The 26,432-nt window shown below is 44.3% G+C and carries 21 protein-coding genes; 9 read left to right on the top strand and 12 right to left on the bottom strand.

The window, feature by feature from the left end; translation table 11 throughout:
* Positions 1–35 precede the first annotated feature (35 nt).
* Together OD355_RS01440 and OD355_RS01445 are read right to left on the bottom strand one after the other, a co-directional pair.
* Entirely contained in the window at positions 36–944 is a 909-nt protein-coding gene (locus tag OD355_RS01440; protein ID WP_263036661.1) for a S66 peptidase family protein, read from the bottom strand.
* A gap of 239 nt (positions 945–1,183) precedes the next feature.
* The gene (locus OD355_RS01445; RefSeq protein WP_263036662.1) at positions 1,184–2,212 is read right to left on the bottom strand and encodes a S66 peptidase family protein; all 1,029 of its coding nucleotides are present in this window, start codon (positions 2,210–2,212) and stop codon (positions 1,184–1,186) included.
* An 88-nt stretch (positions 2,213–2,300) separates the two neighbouring features.
* Here OD355_RS01445 and OD355_RS01450 point away from each other — a divergent pair, with 88 nt between their 5' ends.
* Entirely contained in the window at positions 2,301–3,317 is a 1,017-nt protein-coding gene (locus OD355_RS01450) for a LacI family DNA-binding transcriptional regulator (RefSeq protein WP_263036663.1), read from the top strand.
* Positions 3,318–3,319: 2 nt separating this feature from the next.
* Here the strand turns inward: OD355_RS01450 and OD355_RS01455 are convergent, their stop codons facing one another.
* Together OD355_RS01455 and OD355_RS01460 are read right to left on the bottom strand one after the other, a co-directional pair.
* Entirely contained in the window at positions 3,320–3,928 is a 609-nt protein-coding gene (locus OD355_RS01455; RefSeq protein WP_263036664.1) for an L-threonylcarbamoyladenylate synthase, read from the bottom strand.
* Position 3,929: 1 nt separating this feature from the next.
* Entirely contained in the window at positions 3,930–4,736 is an 807-nt protein-coding gene (locus OD355_RS01460) for a 5'-nucleotidase, lipoprotein e(P4) family (protein ID WP_263036665.1), read from the bottom strand.
* A gap of 185 nt (positions 4,737–4,921) precedes the next feature.
* Between OD355_RS01460 and OD355_RS01465 the strand changes: the two genes are divergently transcribed.
* The 7 genes from OD355_RS01465 to OD355_RS01495 all read left to right on the top strand — a co-directional run bounded on the left by OD355_RS01465 (position 4,922) and on the right by OD355_RS01495 (position 16,407).
* Complete coding sequence (locus OD355_RS01465) at positions 4,922–5,584, top strand: DedA family protein (protein WP_263036666.1); 663 nt, start codon at positions 4,922–4,924, stop codon at positions 5,582–5,584.
* Between the two features lie 329 nt (positions 5,585–5,913).
* Positions 5,914–9,228: a preprotein translocase subunit SecA gene (gene secA / locus OD355_RS01470; protein WP_263036667.1), complete on the top strand. Its 3,315-nt coding sequence runs from the start codon at positions 5,914–5,916 to the stop codon at positions 9,226–9,228.
* A gap of 52 nt (positions 9,229–9,280) precedes the next feature.
* Positions 9,281–9,688, top strand: a complete 408-nt coding sequence (locus OD355_RS01475; RefSeq protein ID WP_263036668.1) for a hypothetical protein — start codon at positions 9,281–9,283, stop codon at positions 9,686–9,688.
* On the top strand, positions 9,685–11,613 hold the full coding sequence (locus OD355_RS01480) for a TonB-dependent receptor plug domain-containing protein (RefSeq protein WP_263036669.1): 1,929 nt from the start codon (positions 9,685–9,687) through the stop codon (positions 11,611–11,613). The genes OD355_RS01475 and OD355_RS01480 overlap by 4 nt, the downstream gene beginning before the upstream one ends.
* A gap of 29 nt (positions 11,614–11,642) precedes the next feature.
* Positions 11,643–12,617, top strand: coding sequence for a biotin synthase BioB (bioB, locus tag OD355_RS01485; protein ID WP_263036670.1), 975 nt, complete (start codon positions 11,643–11,645; stop codon positions 12,615–12,617).
* 174 nt (positions 12,618–12,791) lie between these two features.
* Positions 12,792–14,807, top strand: coding sequence for an alpha-galactosidase (locus OD355_RS01490; protein WP_263036671.1), 2,016 nt, complete (start codon positions 12,792–12,794; stop codon positions 14,805–14,807).
* A 268-nt stretch (positions 14,808–15,075) separates the two neighbouring features.
* Positions 15,076–16,407, top strand: coding sequence for a transposase (locus OD355_RS01495; RefSeq protein ID WP_263036672.1), 1,332 nt, complete (start codon positions 15,076–15,078; stop codon positions 16,405–16,407).
* Between the two features lie 178 nt (positions 16,408–16,585).
* Here the strand turns inward: OD355_RS01495 and OD355_RS01500 are convergent, their stop codons facing one another.
* The 4 genes from OD355_RS01500 to rsmG form a co-directional block, all read right to left on the bottom strand.
* Positions 16,586–16,861 (bottom strand): hypothetical protein, encoded by a 276-nt coding sequence (locus OD355_RS01500; protein ID WP_263036673.1) that lies wholly within the window; start codon positions 16,859–16,861, stop codon positions 16,586–16,588.
* Between the two features lie 52 nt (positions 16,862–16,913).
* Positions 16,914–18,545, bottom strand: coding sequence for a CTP synthase (locus OD355_RS01505; protein WP_263036674.1), 1,632 nt, complete (start codon positions 18,543–18,545; stop codon positions 16,914–16,916).
* Between the two features lie 148 nt (positions 18,546–18,693).
* Positions 18,694–19,275, bottom strand: a complete 582-nt coding sequence (locus OD355_RS01510; protein WP_263036675.1) for a hypothetical protein — start codon at positions 19,273–19,275, stop codon at positions 18,694–18,696.
* A gap of 18 nt (positions 19,276–19,293) precedes the next feature.
* Positions 19,294–19,917 (bottom strand): 16S rRNA (guanine(527)-N(7))-methyltransferase RsmG, encoded by a 624-nt coding sequence (rsmG, locus tag OD355_RS01515; RefSeq protein WP_263036676.1) that lies wholly within the window; start codon positions 19,915–19,917, stop codon positions 19,294–19,296.
* Between the two features lie 90 nt (positions 19,918–20,007).
* Between rsmG and OD355_RS01520 the strand changes: the two genes are divergently transcribed.
* Positions 20,008–20,445 (top strand): META domain-containing protein, encoded by a 438-nt coding sequence (locus tag OD355_RS01520; RefSeq protein WP_263036677.1) that lies wholly within the window; start codon positions 20,008–20,010, stop codon positions 20,443–20,445.
* Positions 20,446–20,512: 67 nt separating this feature from the next.
* On the opposite strand, the gene OD355_RS01525 is transcribed toward OD355_RS01520, so the two are convergent.
* The 4 genes from OD355_RS01525 to OD355_RS01540 all read right to left on the bottom strand — a co-directional run bounded on the left by OD355_RS01525 (position 20,513) and on the right by OD355_RS01540 (position 26,034).
* Complete coding sequence (locus OD355_RS01525) at positions 20,513–22,189, bottom strand: pyruvate dehydrogenase complex dihydrolipoamide acetyltransferase (RefSeq protein WP_263036678.1); 1,677 nt, start codon at positions 22,187–22,189, stop codon at positions 20,513–20,515.
* Between the two features lie 124 nt (positions 22,190–22,313).
* Entirely contained in the window at positions 22,314–24,818 is a 2,505-nt protein-coding gene (locus tag OD355_RS01530; protein WP_263036679.1) for a M1 family metallopeptidase, read from the bottom strand.
* Positions 24,819–25,003: 185 nt separating this feature from the next.
* Positions 25,004–25,477 (bottom strand): DUF1016 N-terminal domain-containing protein, encoded by a 474-nt coding sequence (locus OD355_RS01535; RefSeq protein ID WP_263036680.1) that lies wholly within the window; start codon positions 25,475–25,477, stop codon positions 25,004–25,006.
* Positions 25,474–26,034, bottom strand: a complete 561-nt coding sequence (locus tag OD355_RS01540; RefSeq protein WP_317619101.1) for a DUF1016 N-terminal domain-containing protein — start codon at positions 26,032–26,034, stop codon at positions 25,474–25,476. Before OD355_RS01540 ends, OD355_RS01535 begins: the two co-directional genes overlap by 4 nt.
* Between the last annotated feature and the right edge of the window lie 398 nt (positions 26,035–26,432).

Here is a 26,432-nt window from a genome sequence, read left to right on the forward strand (position 1 = left end):
TTAAGCAATTGTTACGGCAAAAAAATAACAGGATTTTATTCCACACATTCCAGCGATATTTTATGCTTTTGAACCGTAAATTTATGCCTTAGTCCGCAACGTAGCGACACATTTTCTTCCGTATGGCCCACCGGGAACCCGAAACAATAGGGAAAAGTATACGGCTTTAAATGTTCTTTGATCACTTCTTCAACCGTTTTGCCGAAAGGATCGGTGGTGTCTTTCATATCAGAGAAGGAACCAACCACAAGCCCTGCTATTTTGTCGAGCCACCCGGCACGTTTTAGCTGTATCAGCATCCTGTCTACATTATAGATATATTCACCGATATCTTCAATAAATAAAATCTTATTTTTCACATCCGGTTCAGATTTACTGCCTACGCTATGCGCCAGCAATGCCAGGTTGCCGCCCACAAGCCGGCCCTCTGCCTTTCCTGCATGGTTAAAAGCATGCGGCGCTGCCTGGTAGTTTGTTTTCTGGCCGAGTAATGTTTTTCTCACAGACTGTATGTACAGTGAGTTTACATCATCATTGAAGGCCGCTGCCATAGGAGCATGTATAGTTGCGGTTTTCAGCGCTTTATTGATGTGTGTATGCAATAAAGTAATGTCGCTGTAGCCGCAGACCCACTTCGGGTTCTTTTTAAATTTTTTAAAATCGATATCGTCAATAATGCGGCTGATGCCATAGCCGCCGCGCCCGAAGAACACAGCTTTGATGTCATCATCATCCAGCATGTTCTGCAGGTCGTGCAGCCGCTCCACATCGGTACCGGAGAAATAGTTTACCTGTTCTTTGCCAAGCGTAGCGCCCACTTTTACCTTAAACCCCCATGCTTCAAAGGTATCAATACAAAGTTGCGCTTTTTCTAATTTCATATAGCCGGCCGGGCAGGTAATGCCTATGGTGTCGCCTTTTTTAAGATAGGGAGGTATTTTCATTTTTATTTTCAGATTGCAGATTGCAGATTACAGGTTACAGGTTACAAATTTTAGGTTACCGGCCATTTCAAATTTCATCCAACATCATCAGTATAAGTTCTCAACACCGCTTTGTTGTCTACTCTCATCTTTCATATCGCACACTTCTCACATTCACTTTCCTCTCTCCTCTCTCCACTTTCCTCTCTCTCCACTTTCCACTAATTTTCCATTATCAACTATCAATTAACCTCTCCTTATTATATCTCATTCAACATGGTTCCGCTGCTATTCACCTGCAGGCGATGTTTTACGCCGCATTTCAATGCAAAATTATCATATTGGTGGCCTACGGGAAAATCAAAACACACGGGATAGCTGTATTCACTTAGTTTTTCCAGCACCACATCGTAAATGGTCTTATTTAATTCATCAGCATAGTTGGCCTGCTGCTTTATTTTCATGCCGCCGATGATGAGCCCTTTCAGGTTTTTTAATTTGCCTGTACGCTTCAGGTTCCACAACATGCGGTCAATATTGTACAGGTATTCACCCGTCTCTTCCAGGAACAGGATTTTTCCATCCGTGATAATTTCAGATGAAGTGCCTGCCAGGTTTTCAATTGTCCGCAGGTTGCCGCCTATGAGTTCGGCTTCGGCCGTACCTGTTTTATTCATTTGATTGAATGGAGCGGAATAGGACATTTTTTTTAAGCCCATCAACGCATCACGAATGGAAAGAATTGTTTCCTGCTGTACGGGCAATGCTGTGAGAAAATTGTCGGGGAAGCTGTTGAGCATTTTGGAATGTATGCTGGCAATGTTGTATTTTGAATTGACGTGGGCATGAAATACAGTGGCATCGCTGAAGCCGATGATCCATTTCGGGTTTTTAATAAATGCAGAAAAGTCCAGCTTATCTATAAACCTTACTGCGCCATAACCGCCGCGGGCGCACATAATAGCTTTCACACCGGGGTTATCCAGCATTGACTGAAAATCCTGTGTACGCTCCTGGTCGGTGCCGCCAAAGGTGCCGTCTTTCTTATCCACAGTTTTACCAAGCATGACCCTGAAGCCCCAATCCTGTATCTGCTGCAAGGCAGGCAGCATTTCTTTCCTGGTCATAAATCCTGAGGGGCAGCTAACACCTATCGTATCGCCGGGACGAAGGCCTTTGGGAACAACAGATACTTTGGTGTGAATATTTTGCCGGGCAAATGAGGGTAAGGACAGGAGCCCGCCACCCAGCAAAACACCTGAAGACCTGATAAATAATTTCCTGTTCACCGGGTGAAATTAAATAAATTTACCAAAAAGTCAGAGGAACGGTTAAAATAATTTATCTTGTGTAGCGGAAAAAACTATGTTGCAGTAAATGCATAACAAAAACATCACAATAAAAGAAATAGCCAAAAAACTGAATGTATCTATTTCTACCGTTTCAAGAGCCTTAAATGATCATCCGGGTATTGGCAAAAAAAACCGTGAACGCATTAAACAGTTTGCACAGGAACACAATTATCAGAAAAATCTTACTGCACTATATTTTAAAACAGGCAAAAGCTTCACCATCGGTGTAATTGTGCCTGAGATTACAGAAACCTTTTTCTCAAGAGCCATCACAGGCATTGAAGATGTGGCCACGGAAAACGGCTACAATGTTTTTTTCAGCCAGAGCCACAACGATATTGAAAAGGAAAAAGAAATTATTTCGTTATACAGAAAAAGCGGCATCGACGGATTGCTGGTATCATTATCAAAATCTACCAGGAATATTGAACATTTCAAGGAGCTGCAGGAATCGGGGGTACCTGTAATATTTTTCGACAGGATACCCAAAGACAGCAGTATGTACACTGTATCCTGCGATCTTTTTAACAGCTCTAAGCTGCTGATAGATTTCCTGTGGGAAAAAGGCCACAAAACTATTGGGCTGATCAAAGGGCCAAGTTCGCTCAACGCCACTATGGAAAGGATGCGCGGCTTTATGGAAGGGCTGAATAAGAAACGGGTAAAGACAGACCCTGCCCTGTTTGCCACCTCTGACCTTACACGGGAGGGCACACGCAAAGCCATGGAGGATATATTGTCTCAAAAGAAAAAACCTACGGCCATAGTAGCTTTCAACGATTACGTAGCGCTGGACGCTATACAATATATACAGGAAAAAACCTCGATGAAAATCAATGAAGACATCTGCTTTGTAAGCTATGCCAACGTGCCGATCACGAACTACATTGATGTGGCCAAGCCCATTGCATCTATAGAACAATTTCCTTACGAGCAGGGCAAGCTTGCCACAGAATTATTACTCAAAATTCTGGGTGACCCACAAACCGAATTAACTGACAGGCATGTTGTACTGGAAGGGAAACTGATAGAGCATTTTTAATATCATTCGTTAAATTCTCCCAACCCCTGCCTGATAATCTCATATTCATCCGTTGTACAGTCTACAATAGTAGAAGGGATCATACCGCCCGTGCCGCCGTCTACCACAATATCTACCATATCTTTAAAATTCTCATACATTAGTTCCGGATTGGTATACTCCTCTACCATTTCACCGGGCAGCGATGTGGAAAGAATCGGTCTGCCCAATGCCTGTACAAGTGTCTGGGAAATTTTATTGTCGGGAACTCTTAAGCCAATGGTGTTTTTTTTGTTCTGTAAAAGCTTAGGCACTTCCTTGCTTGCAGGCAGTATAAAGGTATACGGGCCGGGCAGGTGCTCTTTTAAAATCCGGTATAGAGGCGTAGATATAGATTTCGTGTACTTGCTCAGATCGCTGAGATCGGCGCAGACAAACGACAGGTGTATTTTCTGAAAGTCTACTTTTTTAATGGCAGCCACCCGCTGGGTAGCTTTGTGATTAAAAATATCACAGCCGAGGCCATAGATGGTATCTGTGGGATATATGATCACACCGCCATCAAGCAGGCATTCTACAATTGTTTTTACATTTCTTGGGTTCGGGTTGTCTGGATGTAGTTGCAGGAACATATCAATAGGTTTTAGCTTTGGTTTTTAAAATATCAGCTTTTTGCCTGGGTGTAAGCCGGTAGTTGTAGTCGTAGATAGCGCTTTCCCAGTCGCCATAGTTGGGGTTGGGCAGCACAATGAATTTCCTGCCGAAAAGCGCTGCATTGTTCTTAACCTGCCGGGTTCTTTCTTCCTCGCTTTTTTTATCAAATACAGAGGTAAAGTCAGACAGGTTATCTCCGCAAAGCATGATGATCTCATGGTTTTGAGAGATTGTTTCCCTGCGCGGCTCTTTGCCGGCTGTGGTTGTGCGCAGCAACAGGTGCTGCTCATCGGCATAAGGAAAATTATATTTTTGCAGGTTGTTCAGCGTAGCTGCGCGCTCGTGGTGGTAGCGGTTGGTGACGTAGAAAATTTGCACGCCCCTGGAAGCCGCGTATTTAAAAAATGTGAGCGCCCCGGCAACGGTGTCAGCGCTGGCTTTAGCTGTCCATTCGTTCCAGGCTGCCTGCTCAAAATCTTTACCGAGGTGCGCCTGGTGCACCGAGTTGGGTGTATTGTCTAAAATGGTCTCGTCAATATCGGTAACAATAGCGGGCGGTTTGCCGGAGGTATTATTTTTCAGCGCTTCATCGAGGTAGAGTGCGGCCGAATTATAGGCCTGGAAGCAGAGCGCTTTGTACTCTGCCGCGCGCTGTATGTATAGAGCGGTGTACAATTTTGCATTGGGAAAAAACTGATCGGCGGCGGTCTGCTGCGCATGATAGTTGTAGGTTTTGCAACTGCCCAGCAGTACCAGCACGAAGAGTAAATATTTTTGCTTAAGCATAGGCCGGTTTTTACTTTCAAATGTACAAAGAGTTTTTTAGGCGTAGAAATTAGTATAGCACAGGTTCATAACACCTCAACAACTCAGCGCTCCCTTTCTTAACATAACCTTGCTAATATTTTTTTACAGCTATCATCGTTTGTGCCGATTAAAAAATCTACTTTTGCGCAGCTTAACCACACACCATGGATTTAATCGATTTTATACTGCATATAGATCAGCACCTCAATGATTTTATCATTGCTTACGACAGCTGGATCTACGTGATACTTTTCCTGATTATTTTTGTTGAAACCGGCGTGGTAGTAATGCCTTTTCTGCCCGGCGACTCCCTGCTGTTTGCCGTGGGCATGTTTGCGGCCCAGGGCTCGCTCAACATATGGATATGCCTGGTGCTGCTGCTGGCGGCAGCCATTCTTGGTGATGCGTCCAACTACCTTATCGGAAAATATTTAGGGCCCAAAATGCTGAAGCTACGGTGGAGGGGCAAACAGCTTATCAAGCCGCAATACCTGGACAAAACCCATGAATTTTACGAGAAGCATGGCGCCAAAACTATTGTAATCGCCCGCTTTGTGCCTATTGTGCGCACATTTGCACCGTTTGTGGCAGGCATCGGGAAAATGAATTACTGGCATTTTCTTTCCTACAATGTTATCGGCGGCGTACTGTGGATCGTAGGCCTTACGCTGGCGGGTTATTTCCTGGGAAGCATCCCTTTTATCAAAGATAATTTTGAGATTGTGGTGTTCGTGATCATTTTCCTGTCTCTGCTACCTATGCTTTTTGAATACCTTAAAACTAAAAGGCAGGCTAAGGCCAACAGAGAATTGGAAGCGGGTGATTAAATAAAATTGCAGGCTGCCCATTTCGCACCACTATATCCCTATTACTGCAGAAACCTGGTGTATAACTTCTTTCCAATGCAGCAATTTTTGTCATAGCAATATCCCTGATTGTACTGAATGCTTTCTTTTTGGTTTTTTTAGAATTTCTTTTCTTTAGGTGTAGGCCATCCGCAAAGGCTGCCTAATTACAATAAACGCTTGCTAAGCATTAGAAAACATTCAGCCATTTTGGCAAGAAAATGCATTAGCATTATTTTTGAATGTACATTTGCACATTCATTCAAACAAAACAAATAGCTGTTTTGTTTTAAAATATACATATAAATAATATGGCGAATTTTTTAAGTAGGCTGCTCGGCGGAAATAAATCTCAGAAAGATGTAAAGAAGATTGACCCGGTAGTTGCGAAAATAAATGAATTCTTCAATCAATATGCTTCTCTCTCCAACGATGAATTAAGAGGTAAGACCGAAGAGTTTAAAGGCAGGATAGCCGGCTACCTGCAGGAAATAAATACTGAAATTGATGCGTTGAAAAACGAAGCCGAAGCCCTCACTGAAGGCGATATTGCGGGAAGAGATGCGCTCTATCAGAAAGTGGATGAACGCAAGAAAGACAAGGATAAGAAAATAGAAGAGATACTGGAGCAGTTGCTGCCGGAGGCTTTCGCAGTAGTAAAGGAAACGGCACGCAGGTTTAAATCAAACGAACAGATCGTTGCCAGGGCAACTGATCTCGACAGGGAACTTGCCATCAGGAAAAAACACATAAACATTGATGGCGACAATGCCATTTACAAAAATTCCTGGGAAGCTGCAGGCAATACCATCACCTGGAACATGGTACACTACGACGTGCAGCTGATCGGTGGTATAGTTTTGCACCAGGGAAAAATCGCGGAGATGGCAACGGGTGAAGGTAAAACACTGGTGTCTACCCTGCCCGCTTACCTCAATGCACTTGCCGGAGAAGGCGTACACATTGTAACCGTGAACGATTACCTGGCACGAAGAGACGCTGAATGGAACGGTCCCATCTTTGAATGGCTCGGTTTAAAAGTGGATTGTATTGATAAGCACCAGCCGAACTCGCCTGAAAGAAGAAACGCTTACCTCGCAGATATTACTTACGGTACCAACAACGAATTTGGGTTCGACTACCTGCGCGATAATATGGTGCATAACATTGATGAAATGGTACAGCGCAAGCACCACTACGCCATGGTGGATGAGGTAGACAGCGTATTGATCGACGATGCGCGTACACCGCTGATCATCTCCGGGCCGGTAGGTAAAGACACTTCCACGCAACAATTCTTTGATCTGAAGCCAAGAATTGAAAAACTGGTAGCAGAGCAGAGAAGAATTACCAACCAGTTCCTGATCGAAGCTAAAAAGAAAATAGCCGAAAACAATACAGACCCTACGGACGGCGGCCTTGCCCTCTTCCGGTCACACCGCGGCATGCCCAAGAACACAGCCCTCATCAAATTCCTGAGCGAGCCGGGCATGAAACAGGTATTACAAAAAACAGAGAACTACTACCTGGCAGACCAGCAGAAAGAAATGCCGAAAGCTGATGCCGAATTATACTTTTACATTGAAGAGAAAAATAATTCCGTAGAGCTTACAGACAAAGGCATACAGGCATTGACAGGCGCCAGCGAAGACCCCAACTTCTTTGTGCTGCCGGACATAGCTGTAGACCTGGCAAAAATAGAAAATGATGAGAACCGCACGCCAGAACAGAAATACAACGATAAAGAAGCGCTGATAGATGAATACAGCACCAAGGCAGACCGCATACACACGGTACAGCAGTTGCTGAAAGCCTATACCTTGTTTGTGAAGGACGATGAGTACATTGTGGTTGACGGGCAGGTAAAGATCGTAGATGAACAGACAGGCCGTATCATGGAAGGCCGCCGCTATTCAGACGGCTTGCACCAGGCCATAGAAGCAAAGGAAAATGTAAAGATTGAAGCAACCACCCAAACCTACGCTACCGTTACCTTACAGAACTTTTTCCGCATGTATCACAAGCTGGCCGGTATGACCGGAACGGCAGAAACAGAAGCAGGCGAGTTCTGGGAAATATACAAGCTGGATGTGGTAACCATTCCTACCAACGTGCCCGTGATCCGTATAGACCACAACGATATTGTGTATAAGACCAAGCGCGAAAAATACGGCGCTGTCATCAATATGGTTGAAGACCTGCGTGCCAAAGGACGGCCGGTACTGGTGGGTACTACCTCCGTGGAAGTGAGTGAGCTGCTTTCCCGGATGCTGAAACAAAAACAGATCCCGCACAACGTACTCAACGCAAAGCAGCACGCACGCGAAGCACAGGTAGTAGCAGAAGCAGGCCTTTCAGGCGCTGTGACCATTGCTACCAACATGGCAGGCCGTGGTACGGACATTAAACTTACACCGGAGGTAAAAGCTGCGGGTGGCTTAGCCATCATCGGTACTGAAAGGCACGAATCGCGCCGTGTAGACAGGCAGTTGCGCGGGCGTGCCGGGCGCCAGGGCGACCCCGGGTCTTCCTTGTTCTACGTGTCGCTTGAAGATGACCTGATGCGCATGTTCGGAAGTGAACGTATTGCTAAGGTCATGGACTTTGCCGGCTTCAAAGAAGGTGAGGAGATCCAGAGCCAGATGATCACCAAATCTATTGAACGTGCCCAGAAAAAAGTAGAAGAGAACCACTTCGGCACGCGTAAAAGATTGCTGGAATACGATGATGTAATGAATAAACAGCGCACGGTAATCTATACCAAACGCAACCATGCATTGTTTGGAGAAAGGCTGGCGCTTGATATTGACAATGCATTCTACGATGTGGCATTAAGCGTAGCTTCTAATGCTGCCGACTATGAAACATTTAAACTGGATGCTATACGCAACCTGGGCATAGATACCAAAGTAACCGCTCAGGAACTCGGCAAGCTCGGCCCTGCCGCCATTGCCGAAAAATTATACAACGAAACTACCGAATCGTACCTGAGGCACAGGGAAGAAATTGCACAGAAAGCATTGCCTGTATTCAAAAATATCCGCCAGTTCCAGGGCCAGCACATCCAGAATGTGATTGTACCATTTACTGACGGGAAAAGAGGGCTGCAGGTACTGGCCAACCTGGACAAAACCATTGCCACCAACGGCAAGGACCTGGTAAACAGCCTTGAGAAAACCATTACACTTGCACTGATCGACGATGCATGGAAAGAGCATTTAAGATCAATGGATGATCTGAAACAAAGCGTACAGACCGCTTCTTACGAGCAGAAAGATCCTTTGGTGATCTACAAGCAGGAAGCTTTCGGCCTGTTTGCCCAAATGAATACGCAGGTGAGCAAGGATATCGTTTCATTCCTGTTGAATGCCATCATTCCTGTTGAAGAAGAAAATGCACATCTGCAGGAAGGCCATGAGCAAAAGACAGACATGAGCAACATGCATTCCAATAAAGCGCAGGTAGATGCTGCCGGAGATGATTATGGTGTAAATGGCAATGATCACTACGATCCCTCAGCAGAACAAAAACAAATGCCTGTAGTACGCAGCGAGCCTAAGATCGGCAGAAACGATCCTTGTCCCTGCGGCAGCGGTAAAAAGTTCAAAAACTGTCACGGAAAATAGTCAAACTTAATAATACGGCATCTCCAGTACAGATGCCGTATACTACTCTATTTTGTTTTCCATACAATATATAAAGCCACGTTGTCTGCGCTTCAGGAAATGGAGCCGTAAAGCCTATGCCGTATTCAGCAGCATCGGCAGGCACGTAACCATAGGCAGCTTAAAAAGCGTTGTGGCAGATAAGCTTTTAGGTAAACAACAAAACTCAAGCCTGCAGTTTGCTTCTGAAGAAAAACAGCAGGATAACAATACCGAACCCAGCTCAGCGCAAGACCCGCCTGATGAACTGCTGTTGCCGGCAATATTGCTTGCCGCAACCGTGAACTATACAAACAATTATGGCAGTAATGTAGCATACCATTGCTGTTGCAACAGTGTATTACATTTAGCTGAAAGAAAGTCTTTAACGACTGCTTTCAGCTTTTTTTATTTACAAATTAAACAGAATCAAATTTCATGAAGAAAAGGTGTTTTACAACATTAGCTTTTGCACAACTTCTATTCGCCGCACAGTTGGCGAGTGCACAAACCGTTAGCGAAGAAACCTCGTTAGACCCGGTAACCGTTACTTCGTCGCTTATTGAAAAAAGAAGCTCGGAAACAGGCAGGAACATAACCATTGTAAAAGGAGAGACATTTGCTGAGCTCCCGGTACATTCTGTAGATGAGCTGCTCAAATACGTCCCCGGCATTGAAATACAGGCGCGCGGCCCGCAGGGATTGCAAAGTGATATCACTATGCGCGGCGGCACATTTCAGCAGGTGCTGGTGATCATAGACGGCATAAGGGTCAATGACCCCAACACAGGCCACTTTTCTTCTTACATACCCATTGTGCCCGCCCAGATAGACAGGATAGAAGTGCTGAAAGGCGCATCATCAGCTATTTACGGGTCAGACGCAGTGGGCGGCGTTATCAACATCATTACTAAATCTTTCAGCGCTGCAAAGCAACATAAAAATACGTTGCAGGCACAGGTGAGCGCAGGCGAATACAATTACAAATCATTGCATGCAGGAGGCTTTTTTCAAAAAAACAACTTTAGCGTAGATGCCGGCGTGCTGACCAATCATTCAGACGGTGTAGCGCAGCGCGGTATACGCGGCTATTTCCACAACACCTCTGCTTCTGTTGGTCTGAATTACCTCATACATCCATACTTCCACATAGCCTACCGTGCGGCTTACGATAAAAGGGATTTTGCTGCACAGAATTTCTATACCACGTTTGCATCAGACACTGCGTCTGAAGTAGTAGATTCCTGGTGGCATCAATTGCGAGCAGGCTATGAAAAAGGCAGCTCCAAACTAACAATTGACGCGGGCTACAAATTTCTGCACGATGAATTTTTATTCACGCCCCATGCTACGCCAAACAACAACAAGTCTACATTGCTGCAGTCGCAGCTTACCTACCATCAACAGGTTGCTGACGGGTCTGCAATCGTTACAGGGCTTAGCTTTCAGCAAAAATCAATTAATTCAAATGACAGGGGCATGCATACCATTAACGTAGCGGCGCCTTTTATTTCGCTGGTACAACACATTGGTGCATACATGATGATACAACCTTCTGCACGCCTGGAGCTGATTGGCAAAAACAAACCGGAACTTATTCCCCAGCTCACATTTTCCTACAAACGAAATGGTCTGCAGTTAAGAGCCAGCGGCGGCAAAACCATTCGTGATGCCGACTTTACCGAACGATACAACAATTATAATAAAACACAGGTAAAAAGCGGGCGCATAGGCAACCCCGGCCTGCTACCGGAACATGCCTGGAACTACGAAGCTGGGGCAGACTGGTTTTATAAATCAAAGCTGAAAGTGTCGGGCACCTTCTTCCAGAGGTTTCACACAAAACTCATCGACTGGATCAACACACCGTACACCGACATGCCACGCAAAGACAACCTGGTAACAAACGGCGTTTATGCACTGGCTAAAAATATTTCGGAGGTAACCACTACCGGCATTGAATCTGACATTCAGTACAACAACCGCATCTCCGAAAAACAAAACATGCAGATCAACGCCGGGCTCATATGGCTGTACAGCAAGACCAGCGAGGCACAAACATCTTTTTACATTAATTCACATGCGCGTTTTATCGGCAACTTTATGGCGCTGTACAATTACGGCCCTGTGGCTTTAAGCCTTACCGGCATATACAAAACCCGGCAGCCACAGGAAGCTTCAGCCATCAACGCTTATGTAAGCAAAGATTATTTCCTGTTGAATGCACGCGCATCTTACAGCATATTGCAAAATAAGCTTGCCGCATTTGTACAGGCAGACAATGTGTTTGACCGTGCTTACAGCGACCTGCTGGGTACGCCCATGCCGGGCAGGTGGCTGCAGGGCGGCATTAGTTTTAAAATGTAATAAAGAATTTATAACCGGAAAAAATAATTATGGAGACATATTCCAAAGAACAGATATCAGCGATCTACTACCGCCCGTTACTGGAGCTGGTGTTTGATGCAGCCGCTGTACACAGAAGCAATAACGACCACAGGGAAGTGCAGATCAGCAACCTGATCTCGATAAAAACAGGCGGCTGCAAAGAAGACTGTGCTTACTGTCCCCAGGCTGCCAGGTACAACACCGGCGTAAACGTGCATGGATTAATGCCACTGGAAACAGTAGTAGCCACCGCTGTGAAAGCTAAACAGGCCGGGGCTTCCAGGCTGTGCATGGGCGCTGCCTGGCGCGAAGTGAGGAACAACAGGGACTTCGACAAAGTGCTGGAAATGGTAAAGGAAGTAAACAAGCTGGACATGGAAGTTTGCTGCACACTCGGCATGCTCACTTACGAGCAGGCCATGCGCCTGAAAGAAGCTGGCTTGTATGCCTACAACCACAACCTCGACACATCTGAAGAGCATTATGAAACCATCATCACCACCCGAACATACGAAGACAGGCTAAACACACTGCACAACGTGCGCAAAGCAAACATCACGGTTTGTTCCGGCGGCATTATTGGACTGGGAGAATCTGAGGATGACAGGATAAGCATGCTGCATGTACTGAGCAACCTGCCTCAACAGCCTGAGTCGGTACCGATCAATGCACTGGTGCCGGTAAAAGGAACACCACTGGAAAACCAGCCGCGTGTACCGGTATGGGATATGGTGCGCATGATCGCAACGGCACGCATCATTATGCCGAAGACAGTGATACGCCTCTCAGCAGGCAGGCATGAAATGTCTATGCCGGAACAGGCATTGTGTTTCCTGGCTGGCGCCAACTCTATATTTGCAGGAGATAAATTGTTAACCACACCCAACCCTGAGTTTGACCAGGACAGGATGATGCTGGATATTTTGGGCCTCACACCACGTAAACCTTTCAAAGAAACCAATCAATTAAAACCCGAAGTGTAATAACTGCCCGCTGCAAGGCGGGCCTTTCTATAATGGTGATAAGATGTAGTTGAAAAACCTTATTCCCTGCATTATTGCGACCTACAGCAGCAGGATATTGCAATAAAGTCCAATACGCTGACTGATAATTTTTAAACCCCGTGATTTGTTGTAAATTGTGCTTCTTTTTGAAGTATGATAAAGATTATAGCAATCCCCGTTTTATTATTGTGTACGCTTGTTGGCGTACAAGGCCGCCAGCCATTTGAAGTACGCAACGATACATTATATGTGGACGATGGCATCAGTACACAGGTTTTTTTATGGAAAGAAGGAAAGCTTTCCCTGGTTCAATCCGCATCTAAAAAAACTACACAAATATATAGTTCTTACAAAAACGACATTGGCGTATTGAAAGAAAAACCCGAAACGGTTTCTTATAATATAGTCAGGCTGCCGGCAACATTGCGATCAGCAGCTTCCACAAGAATTGACCTTACAGCAAAATACAAGGCCTTTGAAACGAGAAGAAGCCTTATTATCTACGACAATTCACCCGGTGTTGAATGGAGGCTTGCAGTAAAAGGAAAACATCCATTTAAATACAAAACAAATTATTCCGCAACAGGGTTAATAGAAAATCCTGAATTGCTCAGCGACAATCAACCGCATTATTTCTCACTTCCTGCGGCAGGCAGTTTCTGGACCACCAAAACCGTTCTGTTTAAGGAAGCCACAGATCACCACACCAATCTGCTTCAAAAAAAGCAGGAATTCCCTTACAAAAAAAGCCAATATTATAATGGCTCTGTTTTACAAATGCAGTATCCCGGCTTTGAGCATTTAATTGTAAAACTGTCTCCTTTGCAAAATGCCCAGGCTGTATATGCAGGCTTCGACTTCAGCACTGACCTGGATGGCGTAAAAGTACACTCCCCGGGACTTACAGCAGATTCTTCAAACCTTACAGAGTGGCAGGAAGCCTATCCGCTTTTTGTAGTTATGTATGCCGAAAACGAAGATGTTGCATTAGGTTATTATAAAAATTATGAGCTGAATGTCAATAAATATATTCCTGCTCTGGACAATACATTTACCATGAACACCTGGGGCGACAGGAATCAGGACAGCCGTATAAATGAAAAATTTATTTTGAATGAATTAGATGCTGCTGCAAGATTAGGCATTACGCATTTTCAGATCGATGACGGATGGCAACAGGGCCTCTCCTTAAACTCTGCCAGCAAGCATAAATTGCTTTGGGATGACTGGGGTGATGATGACTGGCAGATCAACAAAAGCCGCTTCCCTAATGGCTTTGAGGCTGTTTTGAAAAAATCCGCATCGCTTAATATGCATATTGGCTTATGGTTCAATCCTTCCAAGCAGCACAATCACCTAAAATGGGAAAGAGATAAAAATATCCTGGTTAACCTATACCAGCAATACGGCATTTCCTGGATCAAGATAGATGGTTTGCAGCTTGCCAACAAGCAAGCAGAACAAAGAGTAACAACCATGTTGGACCAGGCAAAAAAAGAAACCGCCGGTAAATTATCTTTCAACATGGATGTAACGGCAGGATTACGCGGAGGATATTTTTTCTTAAACAGAACAGGGAATATTTTTTTAGAAAACAGGTATACAGACTGGGGCAATTATTACCCGCATCTTACACTTAGAAATGCCTGGATGCTTTCTAAATATATACCTCTGCAACGCTTGCAGATAGAGTTTTTGAATAAATGGCGCAATACAAAGATGTATAAAGACAACGATCCTCTAAGCCCTGTAAACATTCCGTTTGACTATATGTTTGCCACCACTATGATGGCACAACCATTAGCCTGGATGGAAGCTAACGCCTTACCGCGTGAAGCGTTTGCCGTAAACGATCTGGTACAGGTATGGAAAAAACACAGAAGCGATATGCAGTCAGGTATCATCTATCCGATAGGTGATATGCCCAATGGCAGGAACTTTACAGGCTTTGCATCTTATACACGCGATAAAGTTTACGTTTTATTGTTCCGTGAATACACGACAGAAAACACAGGACATTTTAAATTGCCCGATACAAAGGAGCATAAGAGATTAAGAACATTTATGCCACTCGCCGGCAATGGCAAAGTGAGCAATGTAAAGCAGGATTCTTTCTCTGTAAATATGCCGCAACAATTCCAGTTTTTGTTTGGGTATTTTGTGCGATAGATGTTTTACGGTACCGGTTTTATATTAGCCTTATTCAGATCCATTACAGGCACCATGCCTTCGCTAGGCAGGTAAATGATCTGCGGCAGGTCGCCCTTCTCAGCGAGCTTTTCCAGGGTCCTGATAAAAAGGTATTGATTATAGGTAGGGTCTTTCCGAAAATCTGGAATAGTTATTCACAAAGGGTTTGGGAATGTTAGTAAGTGAAAAAGAGCCCCACAATGGCACAAAAAGTGATCAAAGTGAGGCATAGAAAAATTCACTTCAAATGTATTACAATCCTTTGTTTTTACAAACATCCGAGGTTCAGGAGGCTGTTTTTTTATCCACAGACCTGGGAGTTTTATATCAAAGTATTCCCTTTAAGCAGCTAGCCTGCAAAATACCGGCACCTTCATTTTATAAAAGTGGGCGTGGTCGTAAGCCATTTTTAAATGTAGAAGGAGGAATAGCCCTGATGTTTTTAAAGCATTATTTGGGTCTGAGTGATGAGTTGTTGATTGCGCGGTTGAACACAGACTGGAGCATGCAGTACTTTTGTGGTGTGCAATTAGGATTGCGTAAAATAAAAGACAAAAACCTGGTAAGCTGGTGGCGGGTATATCTTGGCGAGCATTTAGATATTGCAGCTTTACAATCTGAGTTTATTTCATACTGGCAGCCGCTGATGCAACAAAGGCATGTAACTATGATAGATGCTACCTGCGTGGAAAGCCACCTGCGTTATCCCACATCAGTAAAACTTTTATGGGAGAGTTGTACGAAGGTATATGAGCTGATGCAGGATATAAGAAAGCGTTTAAAATTGCGAGCCAGCCGTAGTAACTATAGTAAACATGAAGCTGCTTTTCTAAACTATCAGCGCATGCGCAAAAAAACAAATCGCAAGGAAAAGAAACTACGCAAACAACTGCTGAAATACCTGTTACGTTTATTACAAGGCTTTCATGAACTGGTGAGCTGCCGGGGCTGTAAGCTCAAAGTCAGACACCGCAAATTGCTCGCTACTATTGAAAAAGTGTATGAGCAGCAGCACGAACTCACCTACGGCAATGCGCAAAACGTAACGGATCGCATTGTTTCGCTGCACAAGCCTTACATCCGTCCCATTGTCAGAGGTAAGGAAACCAAAAGAGTCGAGTTCGGAGCAAAGCTTCACAAATTACAGGTAGATGGCATCAGCTTTATTGAGCACCTGAGCTATGAAAACTTTAATGAAGGCACGAGGCTGAAAAGCAGTGTGGCCTTTCATCATAAATATTTTGGCAAGCTATCCCAGCTGGGCGCTGACAGGATTTACGCCACCAATGAAAACCGCCGTTATTGCAATAAGCTGCGCATCGCTAACAGTTTTGTTGCCAAAGGCAATGAAGGAAAACTGGCCACTCAAAAACAGCAAATGCGCTCTGCACTCTCAGTTGTAAGAGCCACAGTACTGGAGGGTAGTTTTGGAAACGAAAAGAACCACTATCTTTTAAACAAAGTAAAAGCCCGTACACAAAATACCGAACGGGTGTGGATCTTCTTTGCTATGATGACGGCTAATGCATCCATCATCTCCGGGCGAATGCAGCAACTCTCAAAACGACGGTGCGCCTAAATTGAGCATCCCTTTGGCAGCAAATCTCTTTGCCAGGGATCGTTATGCGCGGTTAAGAAAAAAAAGTCGCAGTTATCCACACTCTCACATCAAACATCAAAAAATAACCCACGCTTATTAACAAAAAATCCATCTTCTGTTATTCGAAAATGGATCTTAAAGAATTATCGGGATGACCCTAGGTAGAATTCAATTGCCCGTTTTCTACACGCATAGCCTCTGCCATACCTTTTGCACGTGCCACTTCGGCCTGCGCGTTCAGCTTCTCTGCTTCCAGCCTGGCCTTAGCTTCTTCTACCAGTATCCTTCTGTTCTGCTCAGCTTTGGCCATTTCCGCCTTACCGGCCATTTCCTGTTGCCATACGTTGTAGACCGGCATGCCCCACATCATGACCACGATAGCACCAAGGATAATGGCAGCAACGATTAAAATAGATTTTGCGCTTATTTGCATAGCTGTAAATATTTACTTAAAGATACAAAAGTTTGTAGTAAGAGCGGGTAAGTTATCCGCAGTCTTTGTTGATGATACCATTGTTGCTGTATTTTTTACAGGCTTCCACAAACTTTACGAAGAGCGGCGCCGGGCTTTCCACCGTGCTCTTGAGCTCTGGGTGAAACTGCACGCCCACATAGAAAGGATGATCGGGGACCTCCACAATTTCTACCAGGCCTGTTTCCTGGTTAAAGCCCGTAGCTTTCATGCCGTGCTGCTCAAAAGTTTCCAGGAAATTACTGTTGAACTCATAGCGGTGCCTGTGCCTTTCAGAAATTTCTGTAGTGCCGTAAACTGAATGAGCGATGGAGCCTTCTACCACTTTACACGGATAAGCGCCCAGGCGCATGGTGCCGCCCATCTGGCTGATGCTTTTCTGCTCTTCCATCATACAGATCACATTATTTTCTCCATGCTGCTCCACTTCCGTAGAGTTGGCATCCTGGATGTTCATTACATTCCTGGCAAATTCTATTACCGACATCTGCATGCCCAGGCAAATACCGAAGAAAGGCATTTTATGCACCCTGGCATATTCTATGGCCAGTATCTTACCATCAATACCCCTGGTGCCAAAACCCGGAGCCACCAGTATACCATCCAGGTTGCACAGCTTGTCCTTTACATTTTCTTCTGTTATAAATTCACTGTGGATATTCTGCACCACTACCTTGCATTCGTTCATGGCGCCGGCATGTATAAAACTTTCCAGGATAGATTTATAAGCATCCTGCAACTCAACGTATTTGCCCACAAGCCCGATGGTGATCTTGCTTTTGGGATATTTTATCTGGTCTAAAAATGCTTTCCACTTGTCAAGTTGCGGCTCTTTGTATTCTGTGATGTTTAATTTCTTCAGGCAGATCACATCCAGCTTTTCACGCAGCATGGTTAATGGCACTTCGTAGATAGATGAGGCGTCCATTACTTCTATCACAGCTTCCTGCTTCACATTGCAGAAGAGTGCAATTTTTCTTTTAATGTCGTTGCTTAATGATTCTTCCGTGCGGCAGGCAATAATATCGGGGTGTACGCCCGCTTCACTCATCATTTTTACCGAATGCTGTGTAGGCTTTGTTTTTAGTTCCTTGGCAGCTTTCAGGTATGGCACTAACGTAAGGTGTACCACGCATACATCCTCGTCGGGAAGCTCCCATTGAAGCTGGCGTATAGACTCCACGAAAGGCAGGCTCTCAATGTCGCCGACCGTACCGCCGATCTCTGTTATTACAATGTCGTACCGTCCGTCCTGTCCAAGCAGCAGCATCCTGCGTTTGATCTCATCTGTGATGTGGGGGATCACCTGTACAGTTTTGCCGAGGTAAGCGCCTTCTCTTTCTTTGTTGATCACCGTTTGATAGATGCGGCCGGTAGTAACGTTGTTGGCCTGAGAAGTATGAATATTCAGGAACCGCTCGTAGTGGCCGAGATCCAGGTCTGTTTCTGCGCCGTCTTCCGTAACGTAGCATTCGCCATGCTCGTAGGGGTTCAGTGTGCCGGGGTCCACATTGATGTACGGATCAAATTTTTGAATAGTAACTCTGAAACCACGTGCCTGTAACAATTTAGCCAGCGATGCGGCTATAACTCCTTTTCCAAGACTGCTTGTTACGCCACCTGTAACAAAAATATACTTTGCCATAAAAATTTTCTTTTTTTGGTAGATGCTATTCAAATAAAAATGACCCGAAAGAAAGGCAAAACTCTATTGCCTTTTTTACAGAGAGGTCGTGCAAAAGTATTTGATTTTTTTTGCTAAAAAAAATTGAAATTCGCGGTGACAGGCATTGTTAATCCACTACTTCGAACTTTGCTATTTCATAAGCTATTCTCCGCAACAGGTATTGCGATTCTTTTTCAGGTAAAATAGCGTCGGCCTGTGCATTGAAATCGCTTGTTAGCACATCATTGGTTTTTTTATTGAGAAATTGCCAGTGCACAATGTTGTGGCTGATAAAATCCGACATAGTTTTATCGGTAAGCTGCACAAAATTGGCAAAATAGCTTGTGCCGTCTACCGGCACCATCTGGTGGGTAAAATCAAACAGCATCTTCTCGTCGTTGTCGAGTGAAATGCCGAATGCCAGGTTCTCATCGGGCATAAAATTTTCCGACATGGATATTACCTGCAAGGCACAGACATTTTCTTTTTTTACGAAGGTGAGCAATATGGCAGTATAGGTGCCACTGTTGTCAATGCCTGCAAGCACTACGCCTTCCATATCTTTTCTGCCGATGGTGCGCACAGCTACCAGGTCGTCTGAGTCTTTGTTTACATATACCTGATCCAGGAAAACTTTTCTTTCAGGGTCAATCCCCGGAATTGCTGTGTTGTTTTCAAATTCATCTAAGGCGTTCTGTAGTGTTGACATGATTGTGTTTTTAATTAGTTATGCTTTTACATGCAGCAAATATTTTTCTGCAAAAAAATCTTCGGGGAAAATAGCATGTATGTTCATAACATGCGGGCGTACATTGCTTTCAGAAATCTCCTGTGCCAGGTCGCCGCCCTTCAGGCACAGCAAGCCATTGGCAACTTCCCCGTTCATACCCTTTTTCAGCAAGGGTTTACTCCATCTCCACAAATCTTTCAGGGGGGCCACCGCCCGGGATACGGCAAAGTCGAATTTTCTGTTTTTGATCTCTTCCGCACGGGTATGCTGCGTAGTAATGTTCTTTAGCCCCGCTGCGGCAGCCACCTCTTTTAATACCGTTAATTTTTTATTGATGCTGTCCACCGCCAGGAACTCCGCTTCAGGAAAATAAACAGCCAGCGGCACGGAGGGAAACCCGCCGCCGCAACCAATATCAATCACCTTTGTGTCGGGCTGAAACTCAACGGCTGCAGCTATTGCCAGTGAATGCAACACATGGTGCTCGTAAAAGTTGTCCATGTCTTTTCGGGAGATCACGTTGATCTTTGCATTCCATTCCTGGTACAATGCTTTCAGCGCCTGCATCTGGCGCAACTGTTCTTCACTAAAATCAGAGAAATATTTCAGGATAATATCCATACGGGGCAAAGCTACTTGTAAAATTTTGTTTTAAAAAAATCAACAGTTTAAAATGGCTAAGATTTTGCAGTCAGGGTTATAAAATGTTTTATGATGAAAAAATTAATGATGGTTTTGGCAATAGCAGTTTCCGGCATTATGCTGTACGGCTGCGCAAACATTCAATCGGCAGGAACAAGCAGCCATCTTATGCAAAAGTGGCGGCTGCAAAGCATACAGGGCTTTTCCGATGCTGAAGTGCTGCAAACAAAAGGTTTTATAGATTTCACCGGCGCTGCCAAAGAACATAAAGCCTTCTCGGGTGTTGGTTGCAACCGGATATTTTTTGAATACAGGCTTTCCGGCAATAATCTCAGCTTCACCAATATCGGCAGGACCAAGATGATGTGTGAGAATATTGCCATGGAAGAAGCTTACATTGCGCTGTTGGAGAAAGTAACATCCTACCAGACGAAAGGCCATTACCTGATGCTGAAAGATGCCGGCGGCAATGTGTTGATCAAAGCAGTAGACCTTAACTGGCAATAATTGCCAGGCAAAAAACAAACAGGCCGCCGCTAAAATGCGACAGCCTGTTTAGTATAGTATTATTTTTTTACAATAAGATTCTCAAGGGCTCTTCCAGCAACTCTTTCAATGTCTGCAGGAAGGCAGCGCCGCTGGCGCCATCTACTACCCTGTGGTCGCAGCTAAGGGTTACTTTCATGATGTTGCCCACCACTATCTGGCCGTTCCTGACAACCGGCTCTTCGCTAATGCCGCCCACTGCCAGGATGCAGGCATCCGGTGAGTTGATAATGCCGGTAAATTGCTCTATACCAAACATGCCCAGGTTGGAAATCGTAAATGTACTTCCTTCCCAATCTGATGGTTGCAATTTTTTATCTTTGGCTTTCTGTGCAAATTCTTTCACTTCTGCTGAGAGCTCTGTGAGTGATTTTGTATCTGCAAATCTCACTACGGGCACCAGCAGCCCGTCAGGCACAGCTACGGCCACGCCGATGTTTACGTGATGGTTTACCCGGATGGTATCGCCTCTCCAGCTGCTGTTTACAGCAGGATGCTTTTTCAAAGCTACTGCCACAGCTTTTAACACAATGTCGTTAAAGCTGATCTTATAGTCTTTTGCTTTTTCGTTGAGTCTTGGGCGTGCAGCTACCACATTGTCCATATTAATAGACATAGTGAGGTAGAAGTGCGGCGCGGTGTATTTGCTTTCAGAAAGCCTGCGTGCAATGGTTTTACGCATCTGGCTTACCTGAACTTCTTCAAAAGATTCCTGCCCGGCAGGCGCTGCGGCAACAGCCGGCTGAGCCTGTGAAGCTGTTGCAGCTTGCTGAGCTGCAGGCTGTGCAGTTGGTGTGTAATTTTCAATATCGCTTTTTACAATACGGCCATTGTCCCCGCTGCCTTTTACATATTTCAGGTCTATGCCTCTTTCTTCTGCAATTTTTTTAGCCAGGGGAGAAGCAAAAATCCTTCCCTCGTTTACCACTTGCGGCTGTTGGGCTTGTTGCGGTTGTGCAGTTTCCGCCGCTGCTGCAGGCTGAGATGCTGACTGTGAAGCCGGTTGTTGGGCTGGCACTTCCGGCTGTGCAGCAGCTTCGCCACCGCCTTTGGATGCAGCTACTATAGCGTCTACATCAGTGCCTTCTTTTCCGATCACACAAAGCAGGTCATTTACTTTTATTGTTCCGCCTTCTTCTGCTCCCTGGTAGAGCAGTTTGCCATCTTTGTAGCTTTCCAGCTCCATAGTGGCCTTGTCTGTTTCTATGTCTGCCAGCACGTCGCCTTTCTTCACGTCTTCGCCAACATTTTTTCTCCATGCAGCAATAACGCCTTCTGTCATAGTATCGCTCAGGCGTGGCATCAGCACCACTTCGTCCATGGCAGCAATATCCAATCCGGATGTTGCCGGCGCTGTTTTTGTTTCGGGTTGTGGCTGTGCTGAAGTTTCCTGTTCAGGCGCTTCTGCCTTTTGCGCCGGAGCTGTTTTTGCGCCGCCTCCGCCTACTAATGCAGAAACATCTTCGCCTTCCTTGCCCACTATTGCCAAGAGATCATCTACCATAATTTTTGTACCGTCAGGGCCAGCCAGGTGAAGTATGGTTCCATCCTGGTAGCTTTCCAGTTCCATGGTAGCTTTATCGGTTTCTATTTCTGCCAAAAGGTCTCCTTTTTTAACCGGGTCTCCTACCTTTTTGTGCCACGCAGCAATAACGCCTTCAGTCATAGTATCACTCAGGCGGGGCATTTTTATCACTTCAGCCATAATAATTTTATTTTAGTTGCAAACCGTTAGTTTAATTCGAGGCGTGAAATTACATCAAAATATAGAAATAAAGAAAACTATGTGTTTAAAATTACGCCAAACGCCGGCAACGCGGCAGTGGTAATTACTTTATTTTACTATGGATATAATCTATCTGTTGCTGTATAGCCGCCGGGTCGGGAGCTGATGCTTTTTTTATCAGCTTCTGCTTTGCCATCTCTTTCAAAAAGTTGTAGACGGCTTCTTTGTAAGAAGGGTAATTGCCAGCTATTGTTTCCGTAAATTTCAATACCTCATCTAAAGCCGATTTGAATTTATCAGCATCTGTAAGGCTGAGCATGTAAGCCATAAAATCAAAAGTGTACTCTGCCTTATCGCTCATATTGCGCATCTCTTTATAGTCATTAAATACCTCATCAAAGTCTGCCTCTGTCCTGTTGAGCATATCTAACCTGTCAATAGCAACTTTAAGTTTTCCTTTGGCATCTTTCTTCAATTCCGGCAATAAGGATATAGCCTTTTCTTTGTTTACCATTGAAAGCGCCTGCAAGGCTGCACCCGAAACGCTGTAGGAAGAATCATTTACATTGGCAAGAAACACAGGTTCGTATTTCGGATTGCGTGTATAACTCAGTATATCAATTGCCGCAGCACGCGTAGGCCGATGCTTATCTGTACGCGCCATATTTTCTATTTTGGCATAGGCTGCTTCGTTGAGCATTTTGGGATCTATGCTGTAAAGAATGTACTTGCGGATCACATAACTTGGATCTGTCATGCCGCTGTTGACCAGAAAGTCCAGCGCTCCTGCCTGCCTGATGTTGTTGAGGGCGTATTCCACCGCCTCCCTCCTGTCCTGGAAATTGCCTGCATTTTTGTACTGGTAAATATACTGTTCCAAAGTTTTCTGATCATTGCTGGTGGCTACCAGTATTTTCTCTGCATCTACATTTACCAGTTGCGGCTTTTGGGTTACAGGAAAAGTAAATGCCTGGCGGGCTTTATCCATCCACACGCGATGCCTTGTTTTTTTACCGGGTTCGTGTATATCTATATCCAACGGGAGCCTGAAAACGGGTGCATTTTTTTGTTTTTGCTCAATAGTTACCGTAACTGTATTCGGCTGGTATGCATAGGAAATATCCAGTTGCGGATGACCGTTGCCATAATACCATTGATTGAAAAACCAGTTCATATCCTTTCCGGTAACTTCTTCTATTGCCAGCCGGAGATCGTGCGCTTCTACGCTGCCGAACTTATGTTTTACCAGCAGCCTGTTGAGCGAAGTAAAGAAGGCATCATCGCCAATGAGGTGGCGCAACATATGCAGGATATTGCCGCCCTTGTTGTAGCTGACGGCATCAAACATATCTTCGTTATTGCTGTAGTGAAAGCGTACAAGATTTTTTCTGAAGTTGCCGCCCATAAGGTAACCCTGGAAGTCTTCGTGCAAGTGAGCATCGGCAGATTCTTTTCCGTATTTGTACTCGCGCCATAGGTACTCGCTGTAATTGGCAAAGCTCTCATTCATGGTCAGGTTGCTCCAGCTCTCTGCAGTAACATAGTTGCCAAACCAATGATGAAATAGCTCATGTGCAATCACATCTTCCCACACGTTGCCATCTACCAGCTCCCGCGCATTCTGCTGTGCCGATTCGCGGTGCAGCGTGGCAGTAGTATTCTCCATGGCGCCGCTCACGAAATCTCTTCCCACCATTTGTGCATATTTTGGCCAGGGATATTCCACGCCTGTTTTTTTAGAGAAGAAAGCCATCATTTCAGGTGTAAGCCCGAAAATTTGTTTAGCGTATGGCGCGTATTCTTTTTCTACGTAGTAGTCTACCGGGATGTTTTTATATTTATCTTTTATCACGGCAAAATCACCCACGCCGATAAAAACAAGATACGGCGCATGTGGCAGGTCCATCTTCCAGGTATCTGTGCGGGTACCGTCTGTATTTTTTTTAGAAGCAGTCATTAACCCGTTGGATAAAGTTACGTATTTACCTGGCACTGTAAGCGTGATCTCCTGGGTTGTTTTCTGGTTAGGCTTATCAATGGTCGGGAACCAGGCGCTGTTGTGCTCGGTTTCGCCCTGCGTCCAGATCTGCGTAGGCTTATTTTTATCTTCCCCTTTGGGGTTGATGAAATACAAACCTTTATCATCTGTGATTGCAGAGCTGCCGCCACCTTTGGGAAGTTCATCCGGCTTGGCAATGTATTTTATGGCAATGGTATATGTCTGGTCGTTTTTATAAGTTCTTCCCAGGCTGATCCTCAGCTGTTTTTTATCGTAAGCATATTTCAAGGGTGTGTCTTTACCATTTGCGAAAAGGCTCACTTCCTGTATATCCATTCCTTTGGCATCCAGTGTAAGGCTGTCTGTAGGGTAGAAATAGGGCTTCAGCGTTAACCATGCTTTACCGATCACGTATGATTTGCTGTAATCAAATTTTAAATCGAGTTTGGTATGCACCAGTGCGTTAATCTTTTCGGGAGACTCGCGGTATTGCTGCTTCCAGGAAGTGTCTGAAGATGAGGTGACAATAATGTCTTCACGGATATCTTCAAGCTGTGCATTGGCAGAGAAAATAAAAAGCAAAAAAGCAACAGAGAGCAACTTTCTCATAGAATAATGATTTTCACGTAAAAATAGCAGAAAAAATTATTGTTGCCTAATGAGTATAGAAGCAGTATGCATCTCCTTTAATTTGATCATGATTATAATTCTAATATTAGGCATCCTTAACGTGGTTATCCAGATGTTGTAATCAATATAATAATTGGTTGTTGATAAAGCAATCCCATGCATTATTACCTGCCATTTACAAAATCAATAAGATATTGGCTTTCCAATAGATTGCCTGTAAAATATCCTTTCTGTTCATATTCATAGTCTGTTATTTTGATATGCTGAACCCGGTTTCCTTTCTTTGCTGCCCTGTTGCTTACCATAGTTTTATAATTCAATAAGTACGCGCTTTCCGGATGCTCCCTGTGCTCAAAAGTTTTCTCTGTAATCATCTGTTCCAGGGCGCTTAAACTTAGTTTATTTTCTACTATTTGTTTTATATAAAAATATATTGCCTTCGCGTCATTTAAAGATAATAACTTTAAAATATACTCCCAGCCGATCATGTTTGATACATATACAGCGCCTTCTACATCAGGAAACAACTTAGCAAATTGTACCATAGCCGTCAATTGCTCTTCTGAAAAACTCTTATAGTATTTCGTTAAGACATTGCCTGCTTTCGCTAAGCATATTTGTTCATTGTTATTATTCAACTGTTTTCAACTTCCCAATACAGCATATTCAGCATTAAATTGAATGCGCTAATCCGGCTGACTCTGTGCTCTTCTATTAATGCAGACACAGCCTTATATAAATCATCTTCTGCCTGTGGCATTCTGGTATTACCGCTACCTTTTAACAGTGCATGATATTGTGAAAATGACTTTTTAAAAAGATCAGGCTTGCAGGCATCATTTAATTTTACTAAAGCTGCATTCGCCAGCGCTTTATCTAAAGCCGCGTATTCCTGTTTGATGTGCGACTTAATTTTATCCGCTTCCAGGCCATCATTAAAAACCTGCTCAAACAGATTCTCTGAAATCTTTTTTAGTTGCCTTATATCCAGACTTTGTTGCAACATAACGGATAAATAATACGCGCTTGCCATATCATTTTCAACATCAAGTAAAATACGCAGATGCGCCCAACTTAATAAAGGAATATATTTTTGAACGAATGAAAAATCAGGAAATTTTTCTGCAAACTGCTGCATTCTGCTTAACTCTTTCACAGCGAAACAGGCGCCATACGCTGCTATTAATTTTTTGATAACTTAAGTACAGCTTCCTTCGCGGATCGTGCCTTTTCTGGTTTTTGGATAAAAGTTTTCAGCATACAGCCTATCTCCCAAAACAATGTTATGAGATGAATATGTGCAGTTCTTTTTATTTCGTAAGATCTTCTATTGATGATCTCTTCCAGCGCATGTTGCATTCCGGCTTTTACTTTTTGATTCCTGGTTTAGACTTTGTTGTTTAATTATCATTATCCCAATCTACAATTATATCTGCAACAATACCTGTACTATATTATTGGGCAGCCCCTGTTCGCCACTGGCCAGCGTATTGACCACTACTAAAAATCTGATCTGACGATGTTCTATTTAGCGGGGTTACCCACTTTATTTCAAAATTATAGGAACCAAAATCTTCCATATATTCCGGTTTG

The sequence above is a fragment of the Haoranjiania flava genome, from assembly GCF_025631005.1.
GTDB classification, from domain to species: Bacteria; Bacteroidota; Bacteroidia; order Chitinophagales; family Chitinophagaceae; genus Haoranjiania; species Haoranjiania flava.

Bases quoted from the DNA above. Each gene is read 5' to 3' on its own strand.
- OD355_RS01440 (WP_263036661.1), bottom strand. From the start codon at position 944: ATGAAAATACCTCCCTATCTTAAAAAAGGCGACACCATAGGCATTACC.
- OD355_RS01450 (WP_263036663.1), top strand. From the start codon at position 2,301: ATGCATAACAAAAACATCACAATAAAAGAAATAGCCAAAAAACTGAAT.
- OD355_RS01455 (WP_263036664.1), bottom strand. From the start codon at position 3,928: ATGTTCCTGCAACTACATCCAGACAACCCGAACCCAAGAAATGTAAAA.
- OD355_RS01460 (WP_263036665.1), bottom strand. From the start codon at position 4,736: ATGCTTAAGCAAAAATATTTACTCTTCGTGCTGGTACTGCTGGGCAGT.
- OD355_RS01465 (WP_263036666.1), top strand. From the start codon at position 4,922: ATGGATTTAATCGATTTTATACTGCATATAGATCAGCACCTCAATGAT.
- secA (WP_263036667.1), top strand. From the start codon at position 5,914: ATGGCGAATTTTTTAAGTAGGCTGCTCGGCGGAAATAAATCTCAGAAA.
- OD355_RS01480 (WP_263036669.1), top strand. From the start codon at position 9,685: ATGAAGAAAAGGTGTTTTACAACATTAGCTTTTGCACAACTTCTATTC.
- bioB (WP_263036670.1), top strand. From the start codon at position 11,643: ATGGAGACATATTCCAAAGAACAGATATCAGCGATCTACTACCGCCCG.
- OD355_RS01490 (WP_263036671.1), top strand. From the start codon at position 12,792: ATGATAAAGATTATAGCAATCCCCGTTTTATTATTGTGTACGCTTGTT.
- OD355_RS01495 (WP_263036672.1), top strand. From the start codon at position 15,076: ATGTATTACAATCCTTTGTTTTTACAAACATCCGAGGTTCAGGAGGCT.
- OD355_RS01500 (WP_263036673.1), bottom strand. From the start codon at position 16,861: ATGCAAATAAGCGCAAAATCTATTTTAATCGTTGCTGCCATTATCCTT.
- OD355_RS01505 (WP_263036674.1), bottom strand. From the start codon at position 18,545: ATGGCAAAGTATATTTTTGTTACAGGTGGCGTAACAAGCAGTCTTGGA.
- OD355_RS01510 (WP_263036675.1), bottom strand. From the start codon at position 19,275: ATGTCAACACTACAGAACGCCTTAGATGAATTTGAAAACAACACAGCA.
- rsmG (WP_263036676.1), bottom strand. From the start codon at position 19,917: ATGGATATTATCCTGAAATATTTCTCTGATTTTAGTGAAGAACAGTTG.
- OD355_RS01520 (WP_263036677.1), top strand. From the start codon at position 20,008: ATGATGAAAAAATTAATGATGGTTTTGGCAATAGCAGTTTCCGGCATT.
- OD355_RS01525 (WP_263036678.1), bottom strand. From the start codon at position 22,189: ATGGCTGAAGTGATAAAAATGCCCCGCCTGAGTGATACTATGACTGAA.
- OD355_RS01530 (WP_263036679.1), bottom strand. From the start codon at position 24,818: ATGAGAAAGTTGCTCTCTGTTGCTTTTTTGCTTTTTATTTTCTCTGCC.